The 17634-nt window shown below is 67.5% G+C and carries 15 protein-coding genes and 1 riboswitch; of the genes, 8 read left to right on the top strand and 7 right to left on the bottom strand.

The window, feature by feature from the left end; genetic code table 11:
- Positions 1-3: 3 nt before the first annotated feature.
- The 5 genes from WHH00_RS00940 to WHH00_RS00920 are packed head-to-tail and all read right to left on the bottom strand — an operon-like array spanning position 4 to position 5591.
- Positions 4-1359 carry an MGH1-like glycoside hydrolase domain-containing protein gene (locus tag WHH00_RS00940; protein WP_406635713.1) on the bottom strand — a complete coding sequence of 452 codons (1356 nt, stop codon included), beginning with the start codon at positions 1357-1359 and terminating at the stop codon, positions 4-6.
- Positions 1356-2444, bottom strand: coding sequence for an ABC transporter ATP-binding protein (locus tag WHH00_RS00935; RefSeq protein ID WP_406635711.1), 1089 nt, complete (start codon positions 2442-2444; stop codon positions 1356-1358). Before WHH00_RS00935 ends, WHH00_RS00940 begins: the two co-directional genes overlap by 4 nt.
- A 23-nt stretch (positions 2445-2467) precedes the next feature.
- Positions 2468-3352: a carbohydrate ABC transporter permease gene (locus WHH00_RS00930; RefSeq protein WP_406635709.1), complete on the bottom strand. Its 885-nt coding sequence runs from the start codon at positions 3350-3352 to the stop codon at positions 2468-2470.
- Positions 3349-4263, bottom strand: a complete 915-nt coding sequence (locus WHH00_RS00925; protein ID WP_406635707.1) for a carbohydrate ABC transporter permease — start codon at positions 4261-4263, stop codon at positions 3349-3351. The genes WHH00_RS00930 and WHH00_RS00925 overlap by 4 nt, the downstream gene beginning before the upstream one ends.
- Complete coding sequence (locus WHH00_RS00920) at positions 4263-5591, bottom strand: ABC transporter substrate-binding protein (RefSeq protein WP_406635705.1); 1329 nt, start codon at positions 5589-5591, stop codon at positions 4263-4265. The genes WHH00_RS00925 and WHH00_RS00920 overlap by 1 nt, the downstream gene beginning before the upstream one ends.
- Positions 5592-5719: 128 nt before the next feature.
- Here WHH00_RS00920 and WHH00_RS00915 point away from each other — a divergent pair, with 128 nt between their 5' ends.
- The 4 genes from WHH00_RS00915 (at position 5720) to WHH00_RS00900 (ending at position 8418) form a co-directional block, all read left to right on the top strand.
- Positions 5720-6901 carry an ROK family protein gene (locus tag WHH00_RS00915; protein ID WP_406635702.1) on the top strand — a complete coding sequence of 394 codons (1182 nt, stop codon included), beginning with the start codon at positions 5720-5722 and terminating at the stop codon, positions 6899-6901.
- Between the two features lie 102 nt (positions 6902-7003).
- On the top strand, positions 7004-7534 hold the full coding sequence (locus WHH00_RS00910) for a ferritin (protein ID WP_231453837.1): 531 nt from the start codon (positions 7004-7006) through the stop codon (positions 7532-7534).
- 147 nt (positions 7535-7681) lie between these two features.
- A riboswitch (guanidine-III (ykkC-III) riboswitch) is annotated at positions 7682-7747 on the top strand.
- Positions 7748-7756: 9 nt separating this feature from the next.
- Positions 7757-8080, top strand: coding sequence for a DMT family transporter (locus tag WHH00_RS00905; RefSeq protein WP_406635699.1), 324 nt, complete (start codon positions 7757-7759; stop codon positions 8078-8080).
- Entirely contained in the window at positions 8080-8418 is a 339-nt protein-coding gene (locus WHH00_RS00900; protein WP_406635697.1) for a DMT family transporter, read from the top strand. Before WHH00_RS00905 ends, WHH00_RS00900 begins: the two co-directional genes overlap by 1 nt.
- On the opposite strand, the gene WHH00_RS00895 is transcribed toward WHH00_RS00900, so the two are convergent.
- Positions 8393-9445, bottom strand: a complete 1053-nt coding sequence (locus tag WHH00_RS00895) for a LacI family DNA-binding transcriptional regulator (protein ID WP_406635694.1) — start codon at positions 9443-9445, stop codon at positions 8393-8395. The genes WHH00_RS00900 and WHH00_RS00895 overlap by 26 nt on opposite strands.
- Positions 9446-9640: 195 nt before the next feature.
- Here WHH00_RS00895 and pulA point away from each other — a divergent pair, with 195 nt between their 5' ends.
- The 4 genes from pulA to WHH00_RS00875 all read left to right on the top strand — a co-directional run bounded on the left by pulA (position 9641) and on the right by WHH00_RS00875 (position 15247).
- Positions 9641-12718, top strand: a complete 3078-nt coding sequence (pulA, locus tag WHH00_RS00890; protein ID WP_406635692.1) for a pullulanase-type alpha-1,6-glucosidase — start codon at positions 9641-9643, stop codon at positions 12716-12718.
- 172 nt (positions 12719-12890) lie between these two features.
- Positions 12891-13529, top strand: a complete 639-nt coding sequence (locus WHH00_RS00885; protein ID WP_406635690.1) for a nucleoside/nucleotide kinase family protein — start codon at positions 12891-12893, stop codon at positions 13527-13529.
- 64 nt (positions 13530-13593) lie between these two features.
- Entirely contained in the window at positions 13594-14586 is a 993-nt protein-coding gene (locus WHH00_RS00880) for an aldo/keto reductase (protein WP_406635688.1), read from the top strand.
- A 10-nt stretch (positions 14587-14596) separates the two neighbouring features.
- A complete protein-coding gene (locus WHH00_RS00875) occupies positions 14597-15247 on the top strand; it encodes an MBL fold metallo-hydrolase (protein ID WP_350005246.1) in 651 nt (216 codons plus the stop codon).
- 101 nt (positions 15248-15348) lie between these two features.
- Here the strand turns inward: WHH00_RS00875 and WHH00_RS00870 are convergent, their stop codons facing one another.
- Positions 15349-17250 (bottom strand): DEAD/DEAH box helicase, encoded by a 1902-nt coding sequence (locus WHH00_RS00870; RefSeq protein WP_406635686.1) that lies wholly within the window; start codon positions 17248-17250, stop codon positions 15349-15351.
- Positions 17251-17634 lie beyond the last annotated feature (384 nt).

The following is a 17634-nucleotide window of genomic DNA, read 5'->3' as shown; positions in this document are numbered from 1 at the left end:
GGGTCAGCCGTTCTCAGGATCGGCGAGCCACTCCAGCGCCACGGCCGCTGTCCATGACTGGTCCATGCTGCCCAGCGGCTCACCGGTGAACGGCTCATAGTATTCACCGAAGTGGCCTTCCATCAGCTGGGCGAGGGAAGCCTCGCGCAGCTGGCGGTAGCGCTTGCCGTCGCCGCGCCTGCGCAGGCAGTGGGCCAGGTACCAGTTCATCACCGGCCACACCGGGCCCCGCCAGTACTGGCGCGGCTTCAACCCCTCATACGTGGTGGACGTGGACGCGGGCAGCGGGAAGGCCAGCCGCGGGTCGCCGGTCCAGTCCGGCCCCTCGAAAATCTCCAGCTGCCGGTCCAGCAGGGCCTGGTCCGCGGTGGAAATGAGGGGCGCGAAACCGGCGATGGTGGGCGGCCCGATCCATTCACCCGTCAGCACGTCCCGGTCCCGCGCAAGGCCTGTCTGCGCATCCACGGTGGCGTCCACGCCGTCGCGGAATTCCTGCGCCCACTGCCGCAGCTGGGGAGCTTCCTCCGGCAGGCCGAACTGTTCGGCCAGCACCGCAAGATCCTCGCTGGCCGCGGCAAAGATCGCAGACATAAAGACATCCTTGACCTGGAAGGACATCACCCCCGGCAGCCGTGCGTCGTCGAACCCCACCTCAGCCATCTGCTGCACCAGCCACAGGTAGCGGCTGTACTCCTCGTCGCTGGGACGCTGGCTGTGGTCCGTGACCTTCAGGGTGTCGGTCCGGACGAACGGTTCCATCTCACCGGGCTGGACCCTGGAGTACGGGCCGTCAAAGCGCGGCGAGTTGTCCATCCCGGATTCCCAGCCGTGGTAAATGGTGAGCAGGCCCGTGCCGTCCCCGCCCCGCGCGCTCCGCAGCCAGCCGTGCCAGTCGATCCATTGCGGCAGCGTCCGCCGGGTGAATTCCTCCGCGAGCCTGGCATCCTCGCCGCCGGCCGCCGTCGCCCTTTCCACGATGCGGCGCAGCATGGTGGCATGCACCGGCGGCTGGCAAATGCCGCTGGACTGCACGCCCTCCGGCGACACGCCGCGGGTCCCCCACCGGTCCACGTCGGGGAAGTAGCCCGGGACGTCGGAGAACACGATGTGCGGGATCATCCCGCTTTTCCACTGTGCGGCCACCAGGTAGTCCAGCTCCTGGAGTGCGCGGGCCACGCTCACGGTGGAGAGGCCGGTGGCTACGAAAGCGGCATCCCAGCTCCACATGTGCGGGTAGAGGTTCGGCGCCGCCGTCACCATGGTGCCGATGTCGTTCGCTGCCAGGACGTCCTTCGCCCGGCTCCCCAGCTCATCAAGGGTTCGGATTGGAAAGGTGTCCCCGTCCGGCGCCGGGCTCATGCCGTGAGTCCCAGCTGGGTTTCCGTGTCGAAGAACCGGATGGCGGCCTGGTCAAAGCGCAGGCCAACCTTTTCTCCCGGGGAGACCCGCACCGTGGAGGCGACCTGCACTTTGATGGTCTGCCCGCCCAGGTCCACGGTCAACAGCGTGGCGTGGCCCAGCGGTTCCACCACTTCCACAGTGGCGTCCAGGGTCCCCGGAGCGCCGCGCTGTTCGAGGTAGATGTTCTCCGCCCGGATGCCGACCATCACGGGGAGGCCTCCGGACCGGGCCGCTGAGTGGGCCAGGAATTCGGGGGCCTCGGTGCTCTGGCCCGCCACTTCCAGGGCTCCCTGCTGGGTGACGCGCCCCTCCAGGAAGTTCATGGGCGGGGAGCCGATGAACCCTCCCACGAACCGGTCGGCCGGTTCCTCGTAGACGGTGATGGGGTGGCCAAGCTGGGCGATCTGCCCCTTCTTCATCACGGCCACCCGGTCCGAGAGGCTCATGGCCTCCACCTGGTCGTGGGTCACGTACAGCGTGGTGGAGCCCAGCTGCTGGACGATCTTCTTCAGCTCCGCCCGGAAGTCCAGGCGCAGGAGCGCATCGAGGTTGGACAGCGGCTCGTCCATGAGCAGCACGTCGGCATCCATGACGATGGCGCGTGCCACCGCGACGCGCTGCCGCTGCCCGCCCGAGAGCTGGGCGGGGTACCGGTCCAGGTAGGGGGTGAGCTGGAGCAGGTCCGCCGCCCACGCGACCTTCTTTTCCACCTCGTCCCGCGGCATCTTCTTCATCACCAGCCCGAACCCGATATTGGTGCGGACTTTCCGGTGCGGGAAGACGGCGTAGGACTGGAACACCATGGACAGGTTCCGGTCCTGCGGCGGCAGGTAGGTCACGTCCCTGCCCCCAATGGAGATGCTTCCCTCGTCCGGGAAGTCCAGCCCCGCCACCATGCGCAGCAGGGTGGTCTTTCCGCAGCCCGAAGGCCCCAGGAGCACCATGAACTCGCCCTCGGCAACATCGAGGGAAACGTTGTTGGTGGCCAGCTCGGTGCTGCCGGGGTAGGTCTTTTTGAGACCCTTGATCGAGATGTCAGCCATGGAACAGCCTCTCTGGAACGCACTCAGCGGATGGTGGAGCCCCACATGTTGGTGAGGTAGCGGCGCATGAAGAAGATGAAGATCAGTGCCGGGATCACCAGCAGGAAGCCGCCGGCGAACCGGTAGGCCAGCGGTGACTCGGCGAGGGAACTGAGGACCTGGGCCGGCAGGGTGCGCTGGTTTAGGGTGAGGATCGACGCGCCCAGCACCTCGTTCCAGGACATCACGAAGGTGAAGATCGAGGCCGCGGCGATGCCGGGGATGGCCATGGGCATGACCACCTTGAGGAAGGCCTGCACCGGGCTGCAGCCGAAGATCCGGGCAGCTTCCTCAACGTCCCGGGGCACGCCCAGGAACACCGAGGAGGTGATGAGGATGGTGGTGGGCAGTGCCAGTGCGGTGTGGAGCAGGACAACGGCCAGGACACTGTCGTACAGCCCGGTCTGCAGGAAGAGCTGGGCCAGCGGCACGGACAGCACCACGATCGGCAGTGCCCGGGTGAACAGCAGGAAAAGCTGGTACGGGTCCCTCCCGGGGAAGGCGAAACGCGCCACGGCGTAACCCGCCGGGACGCCGATGATCAGGGACAGCAGGAGGGTGAAGATGCCCACCTGGACGGAGTTGATGAGACCGCCCAGGATGCCCGTGGACTGCAGGAACGTCTGCATGGTCTCCAGGGAGAAGTTGTTCGGGATGAAGCTCAGGGGGAACTCCTGCAGGGCAGCCCTGCTGGAGGTGGCGGACAGCGCGATCAGGTCGATGGGCAGTGCCATGAAGAGCGTGATCAGGATGCACCCAACCTGCAGCAGGATCCGGTTCCGGCGCCGCTTTGCCAGCGGCCGGCGGTCAACCTCCGGCTCCGGGCGGCCTGCCGGGGCGGTTGCCTTGTTGGTGGTGGCGTGGCTCATCGCGGGGCCTCCGACTGGTCTTTCAGGAGCTTGAGGTAGCCGACGGCGGTGACCATGGACACTGCCATGACCACCAGGGCCAGGGCCGAGGCCACGTTGGCGTCCTGGAGCCCGGTGTACCAGCGGTAGGTCTCACCGACCACCAGCGGGAAATTCTGCCCGGTGAGGGCCAGTGCCACCGCGAAGGTCTGGAAGGCCAGGATGGTCCGCAGGATCAGGGCGGTCTGGAGGCTGGGCCGCAGCAGCGGCAGGGTCACGTGCCACAGCCGGTCCCAGAAGCCGGCCCCGAAAACGCCGGCCGCTTCCTCATAGTCCTTGGGGATGGACTGCAGCCCGGCGACGACAATCACGAACACCAGCGACGTTGCCCGCCAGACTTCCGCGATCAGCACGGCCATGAACATCGAGGCGTAGTTGTCATAGGCGAGCCAGGAGACCGGTTCAAGGCCCACGGAGGCCAGGACGGAGTTGAGGTAGCCGCGGTCCGTGAACACCGTCAGCCAGACCAGGCCGGCGGCAAGGTCGCTGACCGCCAGGGGGATGGCCCAGATGTAGAAATACAGCGAGGATCCCCGCGGTTTGGCCCGGATCAGCAGGGCCATGGCCAGTGCCAGGACAAACTGGATGGGAATCATTACCACGATCAGCAGCAGGGTGTTGCCCACGGAAGACCAGAAGTAGGGGTCCTGCGCCATCCGGGTGAAGTTCGCGGTGGTCAGCCCCTCCGGGCCGCCGAACGCCTGGAGGATGCCGCTGACCATGGGCCAGCCGAACAGCAGGGTCATGAAGACAATCGACGGGGCAATCAGCAGCATTGCTGCCGAGGTTCCGCTCCTCCGCGGCGGCCGACCGCGCGGCCTGGCGGGCCGGGGCCGGGGCCTGGCGGCAGCGGGTGCGTCGGGGGAAGCCATCACGCAACCCTGCACTGGTCAGCGTCGGGATCCGGCGCCCAGCAGGGAACATTCAGCGTGTCCATGATGCCGGCCAACTCCGCCCCCTGGCGGTCCAGCGTCGCCTTGACGTCCGCGTTGTTGAGGCAGATCTCCTGGAAGCAGTTCTTGAACAGCTGCGAGACCTGCGGGTCCTTGTCGCCCAGGCCCACCGGCGGGAGCGCCAGGATGGCGTCCTGGGCTTCCTGCTGCGCCTTGACCGCCTTGGCCTCCAGGGCGATGCCGCCCGGGAGGTCGCTTCCGATGTCCGCCTCCACCACCGGGAAGAAGGCGTTGGACTTGAGCGTCTCGATCTGCGCCTCCGGCTTCGACAGCGCCTTGATCAGCTCGAAGGCCTTGTCCTTTTCCGGCGAACCCTGGGGTACGGCCATGCCGCCGACGACCAGCAGGTAGCCCTTACCCTTCGGGCCGGACGGGGCGGGCACCATCAGCCAGTCGTCAGGCTTGTCCTGGACCGCGTTGATGAGGCGTGCCACATGGTCCCACGCAACCAGGACTTCCCCGTTGCCCAGCGGTTCCTGCATGAAGTCGTAATTCGCGGAGGCCGGGTTCATGTTGGCCCAGAGGTCGCGCATGTAGGTCCAGGCGGTGACGGCATCGGCATTGCGGAACGTGGTGATCTGCCCGCCCGTGAAGCTGGGGAGCAGGAAACCCTGGTAGAAGCGGTGGTGGAGGCCCTTCGGCCCGGCAGGAATGCCGAACACCGGACGCCCCCCGTTCGCCGCCTTGGCCGCCTGGGCCCATGCCAGGAAGTTCTCATAGGTGAGGTTGTTGACGTCGGCACCTGCCGGAAGCCAGTCCAGCGCCTTCTTGTTGACCGCCACCACATACGTCGCCTGGATCCAGGGGATGTACCGGGGAGTGTCGGTGCCGAGCTTTGCCAGCTCCAGCAGGTCCTCGGAGTAGCCGGCAGACGAAAGGTCGCTGGTGAGGGAGCTGAGGTCCTCGAACTGCGACGCGAAGGGAATGAGGTCGCTGTGCAGGCCCGCGGCGATGCCTATCTCGACTTTCCCGGCGGCTAGCTGGGACTTCAGCGTGGTGTTGAAGACGCCGGTGTCAACGGGGTTGTAGGCCACCTGGATGTCCCCGGCGAACTTCTTGAGCGTGGCTTCATACCGCTGCCGCTCCTCCACCGGGGAGAACTGGGTGGAAAGGAAGTTGACGGAGCCTTCGCCTCCGCTCCCGCTGGTGTTCACGCCGCAGGCTGCAAGCAGGGGGCCGGTGGCCAGAGCCATCAGCCCTCCCTTCAACAAGGCCCGCCGGCTGACGTCATGGGCAAGATCCGACATTGGAACCTCCTGCTGCAAGGGCAGATAGTATTTTTGTCTGATGATCGATCATAATTGTGTGATCCAGACCACGTCAATGATCAGACCGCGGCACAGATACGCCGCACGGGGCAAAGGGAACGGACAGCATGATCCAGCAGAGGACGCTCATCGGGGGCTCAGGCCAGCCTCCCGCAGGGCCCGCCACGAGCGCCGGCCATATCCTCCAGCTGTTGCGCTCAAGCCCGGACGGCTACAGCCGCGCGGACCTGCTGGACATCACGGGCATGGCCCGGTCCACCCTTTACGAGCGGCTGGATGCGCTCTTCGCTGCCGGCCTGGTCTATGAATCCACGCCACTGCGCTCACAGCGCGGCAGGCCGCCCCGGGCCCTGCGCTTCGATGACCGCGGCAAGCTGGTCCTCGCGATCGAGATCGGGCACACCCACGCCAGCATCCATCTCCTCTCCCTGGGCCGGGACATCGTGGCCTCTGCACGGCTGCCCATCGAGATCAGCCTGTCCCAGGAAGGCGTGGCCGGCAGCGTCATCGAGGAGTCCCTCCGGCTCCTTGACGGGCGCCAGCCGGTGGGAGCCGGGGTGGGACTGCCTGCCCCGGTGGACCCCCTCCACCGGCTTGGCCTGGAACGCACCGTCCTTGCCCACTGGGACCTGCAGCGACTTCAGGAAGTGATGGAGGCGAGGCTCGACTGCCCGGTCCTGCTGGAAAATGATGCCCGGTCCATGGCCGTGGGCGAGGTCCGGGAGCCGCTCGAGTCCCTTGTGGCAGTAAAGGTCAGCACCGGCGTCGGCTCTGGCATCATCGTGCGGGGAGCCCTGGTCCGCGGCGCCCACGGGGCCGCCGGGGACATCGGGCACGTGCGGATTCCCGAGGCCGCGGGCCGCCGCTGCCGGTGCGGCAGGGACGGCTGCCTGGCGGCGGCGGCGTCAGGACGCGCGCTCCTCGCGGAACCGGGACTTGCCGGCTACGGCACCCTGCGGCAGCTCGTTGATGCATGCGGCAGCGATCCCGCCGTGCGCTCGGCCGTCACCGAAGCCGGGCGCGTCCTGGGACGCGCCCTCGCAGCCACCGTGGGGACGTTGAATCCCGGCCGAATCGCAGTAGGCGGGCTCGTGGGCGTACTGCCGGATTTCCTGCGGGCCTGCCGGCAGCAGATCCTCGACGACGCTTTCGAACCGTCCCTGGTTGACCTTGAGGTTGTCTCCGCGGACAGCCGGACGGCAACGGCTGTTGGACTGTGCAAGCTCGTGGAGGAGAGCCTCTACGCCCCGGAGCGGGTGGAACAGCTGCTGGCGCAGCGGGCCGGCTAAGCAGGGTGCCGGCTGAGCAGGTTGCCGGAGGGCAGCCTTGCCTTGGAGAAGCAGAGCCTTTCCACACTGGTGGCACTACCGGGCCGTCCCTAGACTCGGGCTATGACCACTTCATCCTTTAATGCGCTCCTGTCCACCCAGATCGGCAACGAGTTCACCGCGTCGCAGCAGTACATTGCCGTGGCCACCTGGTTCGCCAACCAGGACCTCCCCCAACTGGCCCGCTACTTCTACCGCCAGTCCGTGGAGGAACGGAACCACGCCATGATGATGGTGCAGTACATGCTTGACCGGGACATCCCCTTCACCATCCCCGGCGTTCCGGCCGTCCGCAACGACTTCGCTTCCGTCACCGAGCCGCTGGCCCTGGCGCTGCAGCAGGAGAAGGAAGTCACCCGCAACATCGAGGACCTGTTCCGGGCTGCCCGCGGCGAAAACGATGCCCTGGGCGAACAGTTCATGCTGTGGTTCCTGAAGGAGCAGGTGGAGGAGGTGGCCTCCATGACCACCCTGCTGAACATCGCAGAGCGTGCGGACAACCTGTTCGACATCGAGAACTTCATTGCCCGGGAAACCGTCGGCGACGGCGGCCGTGACGCCTCCGCCCCAGAGGCGGCCGGCGGCACGCTTTAGATCCCGCGCCCGCCCAACTGAGTAGCAGCAGATGTCGTTTTGACGGCTCATAACGACATCTGCTGCTACCTAGTTGGGGGGGCAGGCGCCCTGGTGAGGTTGGGCACCAAAAGTGCCCGCCGCCGTCGGGCGTTGCTACGCTGGAAACCAAGGCTCCGCACCTGAGCCTCCGGACGACGGTTCAGTACCCGGAACGCGACAAGACTGGCCAAAGGATCTGCCATGTCGTGGCTAATACTTCTTCTCTCCGGAGCGCTCGAAGCCGTCTGGGCCGCATCCCTGCACCGCGCGTTCCAGGCCTCCGGGCGGCAGCGCCTGGCTCCCGCCGCCCTCTTCCTGGCCTCCGTCGCCGCGAGCACGGGCGGCCTTGCCATCGCAATGCAGTCCATCCCCACCGGCACCGCCTACGCGGTCTGGGTTGGGGTGGGCGTGGTGCTGACCTCCGCCTACGCCATGGTGACCAGGGTGGAACGCCCGACGGCGGCGCGCCTCCTCCTGCTCTCCGGCATCGCCGTGTGCGTGGTTGGCCTGAAGGTGGTGGCGTAATGCTGCGGTGTTCACTTCCCTGGCTGGTGCTCCTGGCCTCGGCTGTCCTCGAAGCGGTGTGGGCCACCGCTCTGGGACTGTCCGACGGCTTCAGCCGGCCCGGCCCAACCCTTGTTTTCGCCGTGACAGCCACCCTCAGCATGCTGGGCCTTGGCTGGGCCATCCGCACCATCCCGCTGGGCAGCGCCTACGCCGTATGGGTGGGCCTGGGCGCCGCACTCACTGTGGGCTGGGCGATGGCCACCGGCATGGAGCCGTTCAGCGTTCTGAAGGTTGTGTTCATTGCCGGGATTGTTGGCTGCGCCGCCGGCCTCAAGGCGCTGCCAAAGGACCCGTAGAGCCCCTCAGCACCAGATCGGACCCCAGGACCACCGGCGAGTGTGAGGACCGCTCACCGGCCATGTCCGCTGCGAGCGCATGCACTGCAGCATGCGCGATCGCGGCGGCAGGCTGGCGAAGCGTCGTCAGTGGCGGGTCGGTGAGGGCCATCAGCGTGGAATCGTCAAAGCCCACGATGGATACGTCCTCAGGCACCCGCAGCCCCCTTGCCCGTGCCGCGCGGATGGCACCGAGCGCCATGACGTCGGATGCGCAGACGATCGCCGTGTGGCCCGAGTCCAGGAGTTCGTTGGCCGCGCTCTGGCCGCCTTCCACCGTGTACATGCTCGTGGCGGTGTGGGGCGCGGGATCGTCAACGCCCAGGTAGTCCGCCAGCGCAGAGCGGAAGCCTGCCAGTTTTTGCCGGCTTGGAATGAAGCGGTGCGGGCCGATTGCCAGTCCCACCTTCCGGTGCCCCAGGCTGGCCAGGTGCTGGACAGCCGTCCTGATCGCGGCGGCGTCGTCATTGGACACCGAGGCCGCCCCAAGCTCCGGGCGGGGGCCGTTGACCAGGACGTACGGGATACCCCGGCCGCGCAGCCGATGGTAGCGCTCCAGGCTGGCCTGGCCGTCCGCGTGGGCGCTGCAGATGAAGATGATGCCGGCTGCGCCCTGGGCCACGAGCATCTCGATGTACTCGTCCTCCGACCGTCCGCCGCCGGGCAGGGCGCAGATGACGGGGATGAAGTCCTCCTGGGAGAGGAGCGAGACCACCGCCTGGGCGATGGCCGGGAAGATCGGGTTGGTGAGGTCCGGGACGATGATCCCCACCTGCCCCCTGGCTGCGCTGCGGGTGCGGTCGGGTCGCTCGTAGCCCAGATCGTCCATGGCGGCGAGGACTGCCTGGCGCACCTCCCTGGAAACGCCCTTTCGCCCGTTGACCACGCGGGAGACGGTGGCAATGCTGACGCCGACCTTCCGCGCAAGGTCTTCCAGTTTTGGCCGTTCGGCCGCGGCGGGGTCCGCCCCGCTCCCGGACATGCTCATGGTACTCCTTCGCCGGAACAGCATTCCGGAAGTCTCGTGCTTCCCAGTGTACGGAAACCGGGACACGGTCGGAATGAAAACAGAGCGTGAAATTTTCAGCAAACCGTTGACGTGCGCCTGAAGCGAAACTTAGGCTCTTGGAACACCCCCGCTCCCCACCGTTGCCGTTCGGGGCGTTTCCAAGGAAGGTTCTCCATGTCCCACAAGTCCTCCCCAGCCGGGCAGCCGCCTGCGCTCAACAAAAAACTGGCAGCCGCTTTGGCGGCAGCCTGCGCCACGCCCCTTGCACTGGGCGGCCTCGCCCTCCCGGCCTCCGCGGACCACACCGCCGCGCCCCAGGCCGCGGCGCTCGTCGGTTCGCTGCAGTCCGAAATCGGCTGCCCCGGAGATTGGCAGCCCGGCTGCGGGGCCAGCAGGCTGCAGCCGGTTGAAGGGTCCGCGACGCTGTACCGCGCCACGTTCGATGTCCCTGCGGGAACGTACGGAATGAAAGTTGCCCTCAACAACTCGTGGGACGAAAACTACGGTGCAGGCGGCGCGGCCGGCGGAGGCGACCTGGTCCTCAATGCTCCGGGCGGGCCTGTGACCTTCACCTACGACCACGCCAGCCACGCACTGACGGACGACGTCCCTGATGCCCTCGGCACCGAGGCAGGAGCACACTGGCTGTCGGCGGACACCATCGCCTGGCAGGCGCCCGCAGCGGAAGGAACCACCTACCGTCTTTACAACGCGCCCGACGGCGGCCTGGCAGTAGCGGACGGCCAGGTCACCGGCGGCAGCTACGTACCGCTCGAAAAGGTGGCCGACGGACTGGATCCAGACGTTGCAGCCAAGTATCCCCACCTCGCCGGATTCGCCTCCCTGCAGCTGGCGGCAGGTGACGCGGCCCGGGCCCAGGACCTGTTGAAGGGCCAGTTGCTGGTTGCCGCCGTCGGTGCGGACGGCCAGGTCACCGCTGCCACCGGCGTGCAGGTCCCCGGGGTTTTGGACACCCTCTACCAGGGCGCGGCGGGGCGCGAACTCGGACTTGCCTGGAAGGGCAACCGGCCGGAGCTGTCCCTGTGGGCGCCCACAGCGCGCAGCGTCACCGTCCACACCTACGCTTCCGGCTCCGGCGGTGATCCCGTCTCCAGCCACCCCATGGAACCGGCGCAGGACGGCGTCTGGTCCCTGACCGGTGAGAAGGACTGGAAGGGCGCCTACTACCTGTACGAGGTGGAAGTCTTTGTCCCGGAAACCGGCAAGGTTGAGCGGAACCTGGTCACCGACCCCTACAGCGTGGGCCTTTCCGCCAACTCCGCACGCAGCCTGTTCGTGGACCTGGAGGACAAGTCGCTGGCCCCTGAGGGCTGGAAGAAGCTGCAGAAGCCTGCCCTCGCCAAACCCGAGGACCTCTCCCTCTACGAACTCCACGTCCGCGACTTCTCCATCACCGATGAGACCGTCCCGGACGCGCACCGCGGCACCTACAAAGCCTTCACGGACACCGGCAGCAACGGCATGCAGCGCCTCCGGGAGCTGACGGCCGCCGGGATGAACGCGGTCCACCTGCTGCCGGTCAATGACATCGGCACCATCGAGGAACGGCGCAGCGAGCAGCTGGAACCGGCCTGCGACCTCGCTGCCCTGCCGGCAGATTCAGAGGAGCAGCAGGCCTGCGTAGCGGAGACTGCTGCCAAGGACGGCTTCAACTGGGGCTACGATCCCCTGCACTACACAACCCCTGAGGGCTCCTACGCCACCAACCCGGACGGAACCACCAGGATCACCGAATTCCGGGAGATGGTGGCCGCCCTCAACACCGCAGGGGCGCGGGTCATCCAGGATGTTGTCTACAACCACACCTCGAGTGCCGGCCAGTCCGGGAGCAACAACCTGGACCGCATCGTTCCGGGCTACTACCACCGGCTGAACCCCGGCACCGGATCCCTTGAGACGTCCACCTGCTGCGCCAACACGGCCACCGAGAACACCATGATGGGCAAGCTCATGGTCGACTCCCTGGTGACCCTGGCCAGGACCTACAAGCTGGACGGCTTCCGCTTTGACCTCATGGGCCACCACTCGAAACAGAACATGCTGGACGTCCGGGCGGCCCTGGACAAGCTGACCCTGGCCAAGGACGGCGTGGACGGTAAGGCCATCACCCTGTACGGCGAGGGCTGGAACTTCGGCGAGGTGGCCAACAACGCCCGGTTCGTCCAGGCCACCCAGGAAAACATGGCCGGCACCGGCATCGGCACCTTCAACGACCGCCTTCGCGATGCCGTCCGCGGCGGCGGCCCCTTCGACCCCGACCCCCGGGTGCAGGGCTTCGGATCCGGCCTTTACACGGATCCCAATGACTCCCCGGCCAACGGCACCCCGGAGCAGCAGAAGGAAGCCCTCCTCCTGGCCCAGGACCTGGTGAAGGTGGGCCTGACCGGCAACCTGAAGGACTACTCCTTTGTTGACCGGACCGGCGCCACCGTCACCGGGGCGGACGTGCCGTACAACGGTGCGCCGGCGGGCTACACCAGCGACCCGCAGGAGGCCGTCACCTATGTGGAGGCCCATGACAACGAGACGCTCTTTGACGCCCTTGCGCTGAAGCTGCCGCAGGACACCCCCATGGCTGACCGGACCCGGATGCAGACCCTGGCCCTCAGCACCACCACCTTTGGCCAGGGCATCTCCTTCTGGCACGCGGGCGGCGAAGCGCTGCGCAGCAAGTCCCTGGACCGCAACAGCTACGATTCGGGCGACTGGTTCAACATCATGGACCACACGGACGGCACCAACGGCTTCGGCCGCGGGCTGCCGCCCAAGGCGGACAATGAGGACAAGTACGGCTACATGCGCCCGCTGCTGGCAGACCCCACGCAGAAGCCGGCTCCCGCCGAGATTGCTGAAGCGCGCGGCCGGGCTGCCGAGCTCCTGCAGATCCGCAAGAGCACGCCGCTGTTCCACCTCGGCGAGGCCGGCCTGGTCCAGCAGAAGGTGTCCTTCCCCGACGGCGGTCCCGGACAGGCTCCGGGCGTCGTGGTGATGCACATCGACGATTCCGTGGGCCCGGACGTGGACAAGGACCTGCGCGGGCTGGTGGTGGTCTTCAACGCCGCCGATGAAGCCGCCAGCCAGACGGTTGCCGCCACAGCCGGGGCGGCTTACGGACTGCATCCCGTCCAGTCCGGAGGCATCGATCCCGTGGTCAAGACGGCCAGCCACGATCCCGCGACCGGCACCTTCACCGTTCCGGCCCGCACCGTGGCAGTGTTCCAGCTCGGCTAGGCCCGCACAGCTGTCCTGCCACTTCAGCTGAACAACCCACCGCTGAGTCTCCCCGCCTTCAAGGACGGCCGACGGCGTGTCCCGGCGAAACGCCGTCGGCCGCCTCATCTGCCGCGCGAAAGGCGGGGAGACTCAGCGGCTTGTGCAGGGGCGGGCAGTCTAGGCTTTTGCCATGGAATCCCCCCAGATCGCCGAGGCCGTCACCGCGCTGCGCGGCGCCTTGAACGGCGCCCCGCACGGCGGGCGGCGGATGCTGCTGGGCATCGCGGGCGCGCCGGGCGCCGGCAAGTCCACCTTCGCTGCCTGGCTGCAGCAGCAGTTCGGGCCCGGGCAGGCTGTGGTGGTGCCGATGGACGGCTTCCACCTGGGCAACGCCATCATTGAGGGCACGCCGCTGCGGCAGCGCAAGGGGGCCATCGACACGTTCGACGCCGGCGGGTACCTGTCGCTGCTGCGCCGCCTGGTTCGGCGGGACGAGGCAGTGGTGTACGCCCCGGAGTTCAACCGCACCCTTGATGAACCGGTGGCGGCCTCCGTCGCCATCCCTGCGGAGGTGCCCCTGGTGATCACGGAAGGCAACTACCTGTTGTTTGAACAGGAACCCTGGAAGGACATCCGGTCGCAGCTGGACGAGGTCTGGTTTGTTGATGTGCCCTCGGCGCTGAGGCTGAACCGGCTGGTGGAGCGGCACATCTCGTTCGGGATGGAGCGGGCCGCGGCAGAAGCGTGGGCCGCTGGCCCGGACCAGGCCAACGCCGTGCTGATCGAGGCCACTCGTCCGGCAGCCAACAGGATTATTCCCTGGCACTAGGGGGTTACCACTACCAGCAGCATCCGGAAACAGTGCTGGTAATGGCAAAGAAACAGGAGAACTCATGGCACACGCGGTAACCCTCGGCGACGGACTCAACGTCAGCCAGCTCGGCTTCGGCGGCATGGCCCTGACGCCCGTCTACGGGGAGGTGGACCAGGAGGACGCGCTCCGCACGCTGCACCACGCCGTGGACTCCGGTGTCAGCTTCATCGACACCGCGGACATCTACGGCGGCGGCAGCAACGAGGAACTGATCGCTCAGCTGCTGAAGGCGCGGCGGGACGAGGTCCAGCTGGCCACCAAGTTCGGGCTGGTGGGCACGCCGGCGGACGGCTACACGGACATCCGCGGCGATGCTGCCTATATCCGCCAGGCCGTGGACCGCAGCCTGCAGCGGCTGGGTACCGACGTGATCGACCTTTACTACATGCACCGCCGCGACCTCCGCGTTCCCATTGAGGAAACCGTGGGAGCCATGGCGGAGCTTGTGCAGCAGGGCAAGGTCCGGCACCTGGGGCTGTCCGAGGTGACGGCCCAGGAACTGGAGGAAGCCAGTGCCGTGCATCCCGTAGCCGCTGTCCAGAGCGAATGGTCCATCTGGAGCCGGGACGTGGAACGCAACGTTGTCCCTGCCGCTGCCACCCTGGGGGTGGGCTTCGTGCCGTACTCGCCGCTGGGCCGGGGATTCCTCACCGGCACCGTCGACGCCTCGAGCCTGGGGGACAACGACTTCCGGCGCCGGATCCCCCGTTTCGCCCCGGATGCCGCCGGCGCCAACCAGGCGGTGGTGGACGCGGTGCAGTCCGTGGCGGACCAGCTGGACGCGACGCCGGCGCAGGTCGCCCTCGCCTGGCTGCTCGCCCAGGGCAGGAGGCTAGGGCTGCCGGTCGTCCCCATCCCGGGCACCCGCAAAGCGCACCGGATCGACGAGAACCTGGGGGCCCTGGACCTGGAACTGACCCCGGCGCACCTCGACGCGCTCGGCGCAGCCTCGGACGCCGTCGTCGGCTCCCGTTCCGCCGACCCCGCCTGGGTCTCGGAGGGGCGCGAATAAACTCAAGCCCATGGACTCACTCATTCATGACCTGCGTGACATCACCATCCGCCGGATTTCGGTCAGCGGGATGGACAACAACGTGTACCTGCTGACTGCCAAAGCCAGCGGCGAACAGGTGCTGATCGACGCCGCGGATGATGCGCCGGCCATCCGGCAGCTGCTGCGGGACGCCGCCGCGGACACATCCGCGACGCCGAAGCTCGCTGCCATTGCCACCACCCACCAGCACTGGGACCACGTCCGGGCACTGAAGGAGATGGTGGGGGCAACCGGCGCCCCCACTGCCGCAGGAACGGACGACGCCGATGCGCTGCCGGTTGCGCCGGACCGGAACCTGGAGCACGGGGACACGGTGGCCGTGGACGGCTTTACGCTTACGGCGGTCCACCTGCGCGGGCACACGCCCGGCTCGATTGCCTTTGTTTATGAGGACCCCGAAGGACCCGCGCATATTTTCTCCGGCGATTCGCTGTTCCCCGGCGGCGTGGGCAACACCCAGAACGATCCCGAGCGTTTCACACAGCTTTTGGACGATGTAGCCCAGCGGCTGTTCGGGGCCTACTCGGATGACACCGTGGTCCACCCGGGCCACGGCAAGCCGACAACCCTGGGGGCCGAGCGGCCCCACCTGGAGGAGTGGCGCGCACGCGGCTGGTGACCGGGCGCGACTGACAGCTCCGCGTCAACCGCCGGAATATTCCAGTTAAAGGGCGAAGGGCCCAACCATCCCTGGTTGGGCCCTTCGGACGTTGCTGGTGCCTAGCGGCTGCGCCGTTCGTTGGACGCCGGAGCCGAGGCGCGGCGGGGGCCGCTGCGGGCGGGACGGCCGGAACCGCCGCCGTTGCCTGCGTAGGACCCGCCGGAGGTGCCACCGGTGTTGGAGGACCAGACGGCCTTGTTGCCGCCGCTGGCTGCGCCGGCCCCTGCGGAGCGCTGTCCGCCGGTCCGGGCACCCGTTCCCGCGCCGGCTGCGGCACGCTGGCCGGTTGCCGGCCGGCCGCTGCGCTGGCCGCCTGACGAAGCCGGACGGCCTGAGCTGGCCGGACGTCCGGTGCCGCCACGCGGAGCGTCACTGCGGGTGACGCGTGATTCTGCACGCCCGTCCGATCCGCGGCCAGCCGATGCACGGCCACCTGCCGCGGGGACGTCGTTGCGGTGTGTGGAGGCCGTGCCGCGTCCGCGGTTGTTGCGGCGGGCGGCTGCTGCCGCTACCGCGCGGTCCTCGTTCTGCTCCGACACGCGGTCGAAGGCGGCCCGGGCTTCGGTCCGGCCTTCGAAGGCGACAGCACGGCGCTCGGCGCGCGGGATATCGGTGCGGGTGGGCTCAGCCGAAACCCGGCCGCGTCCACCGCGTCCGCCACGCCCGCCTGCAGTGGGTGCAGCCTGGCGGCGGGCCCGCTTGCGCTCGGCGTTGGCACCGGTGGAGGTGCCGCCGCCCTGCTGCGCAGCCTTCTTGGCCAGCAGCGCCGCGCGGGTGCGGGGATCGATCTTCTCGGCCATTTCGCCCACCAGCTCCGCAACCAGCGGGGAGTTGGCGGTGACGCGCTCGAAGTTGACCTCCACGCCGGCAGCCTTCATCAGTTTCTTGACGTCGGTCTGCTGCTCGGGGAGGGTCAGCGTGACCACGGTGCCGTCGGAACCGGCGCGGGCGGTACGGCCTGAACGGTGCAGGTACGCCTTGTGCTCGGTGGGCGGGTCAACGTGGATGACCAGTTCGACGTCGTCCACGTGCACGCCGCGGGCTGCAACGTCGGTGGCCACCAGGACGCGGACGTCACCGGAGGAGAACTCGGCCAGGTTGCGGTCGCGGGCATTCTGCGACAGGTTGCCGTGCAGGTCCACGGCGGGGATCCCGGCGTCGGTCAAGGTCTTGGCGAGCTTGCGGGCGTGGTGCTTGGTCCGCATGAAAAGTACGCGGCGGCCGGCACCGGAGGCAAGCTCAACGATCAGCTGCTTCTTGACGGTCTGGTCGTTGACCACCAGTACGTGGTGCTCCATGGTGGTCACCGCTGCCTGCGGATCGTCCACGGAGTGGGTCAGCGGGTTGGACAGGTAGCGCTGGACGATCTTGTCCACGCCGTTGTCCAGCGTTGCGGAGAAAAGCAGGCGCTGGCCCTGGCTGGGGGTCATGTCCATGAGCTTCTTCACCACGGGCAGGAAGCCGAGGTCGGCCATGTGGTCCGCCTCGTCCAGGACCGTGATTTCCACGGCCTCAAGGGTGAGGACGCGCTGGCGGATGAGGTCCTCCAGGCGGCCGGGGCAGGCGATGACAATGTCGACGCCGGCACGCAGCGCCTTTTCCTGGCGCGCCTGGGAGATTCCGCCGTAGATCACGGTGGTGTTCAGGCCGGCGGCCTTGGCCAGCGGCTCGATGGTGGCGTTGATCTGGGTGGCCAGCTCACGGGTGGGTGCCAGGACCAGGCCCATGGGGCGTCCGGGCTTGCGGAAGTGCTTGGCTTCCCGCTCAGCGAGTCTTGCTACAAGCGGGATGGCGAAAGCGATGGTTTTACCGGATCCGGTCCGGCCGCGGCCCAGGACGTCGCGCCCGGACAGCGTGTCCGGGAGGGTCTTGACCTGGATGGGGAACGGTTCAACAATTCCCTGTGCGGTGAGGGTGTCTGCAAGGGCCTTGGGTGTACCGAGGGCAGAAAAAGTAGTCATGTATTTATACGGTCTTTCAGGCGGTATCCAGGCGGATATCGGCCCCCGATGCCGGTTGGACCAGGGGTTCGCCGAAGAAAAGTCAGGTGATCAACCGGGCCGCTGCAAATTTTGGCAGTCAGACGGGACCAAATGGAACGCGTTCATCGACGCAGGATGTGCCTCTCACATGAAAAAAGCCCAGTCCCTGGCTGGAGGTGTACCTCCGAACAGGAAAACCTGGGCATCACTGCACATCAAGTTCCACCAGTCTAGCATCCCGCCGCAGTCGGCCCGTTCCCCGGTCACATTCCACCCCCCCAACTAGGTAGCAGCACATGTCGCTTTGAGCACCCATAACGACATGTGCTGCTACTTAGTTGGGGGCGTTGCCTTCGTTGGCGC

Source organism: Pseudarthrobacter quantipunctorum (genome assembly GCF_045291495.1).
GTDB classification, from domain to species: domain Bacteria; phylum Actinomycetota; class Actinomycetes; order Actinomycetales; family Micrococcaceae; genus Arthrobacter; species Arthrobacter quantipunctorum.
This window is presented reverse-complemented; position numbering and strand designations above follow the sequence as displayed.

Bases quoted from the DNA above. Each gene is read 5' to 3' on its own strand.
- WHH00_RS00915 (WP_406635702.1), top strand. From the start codon at position 5,720: ATGATCCAGCAGAGGACGCTCATCGGGGGCTCAGGCCAGCCTCCCGCA.
- WHH00_RS00905 (WP_406635699.1), top strand. From the start codon at position 7,757: ATGTCGTGGCTAATACTTCTTCTCTCCGGAGCGCTCGAAGCCGTCTGG.
- WHH00_RS00900 (WP_406635697.1), top strand. From the start codon at position 8,080: ATGCTGCGGTGTTCACTTCCCTGGCTGGTGCTCCTGGCCTCGGCTGTC.
- WHH00_RS00875 (WP_350005246.1), top strand. From the start codon at position 14,597: ATGGACTCACTCATTCATGACCTGCGTGACATCACCATCCGCCGGATT.
- WHH00_RS00885 (WP_406635690.1), top strand. From the start codon at position 12,891: ATGGAATCCCCCCAGATCGCCGAGGCCGTCACCGCGCTGCGCGGCGCC.
- WHH00_RS00935 (WP_406635711.1), bottom strand. From the start codon at position 2,444: ATGGCTGACATCTCGATCAAGGGTCTCAAAAAGACCTACCCCGGCAGC.
- WHH00_RS00870 (WP_406635686.1), bottom strand. From the start codon at position 17,250: ATGACTACTTTTTCTGCCCTCGGTACACCCAAGGCCCTTGCAGACACC.
- WHH00_RS00880 (WP_406635688.1), top strand. From the start codon at position 13,594: ATGGCACACGCGGTAACCCTCGGCGACGGACTCAACGTCAGCCAGCTC.
- WHH00_RS00930 (WP_406635709.1), bottom strand. From the start codon at position 3,352: ATGAGCCACGCCACCACCAACAAGGCAACCGCCCCGGCAGGCCGCCCG.
- WHH00_RS00895 (WP_406635694.1), bottom strand. From the start codon at position 9,445: ATGAGCATGTCCGGGAGCGGGGCGGACCCCGCCGCGGCCGAACGGCCA.
- WHH00_RS00925 (WP_406635707.1), bottom strand. From the start codon at position 4,263: ATGGCTTCCCCCGACGCACCCGCTGCCGCCAGGCCCCGGCCCCGGCCC.
- WHH00_RS00940 (WP_406635713.1), bottom strand. From the start codon at position 1,359: ATGAGCCCGGCGCCGGACGGGGACACCTTTCCAATCCGAACCCTTGAT.
- pulA (WP_406635692.1), top strand. From the start codon at position 9,641: ATGTCCCACAAGTCCTCCCCAGCCGGGCAGCCGCCTGCGCTCAACAAA.
- WHH00_RS00910 (WP_231453837.1), top strand. From the start codon at position 7,004: ATGACCACTTCATCCTTTAATGCGCTCCTGTCCACCCAGATCGGCAAC.
- WHH00_RS00920 (WP_406635705.1), bottom strand. From the start codon at position 5,591: ATGTCGGATCTTGCCCATGACGTCAGCCGGCGGGCCTTGTTGAAGGGA.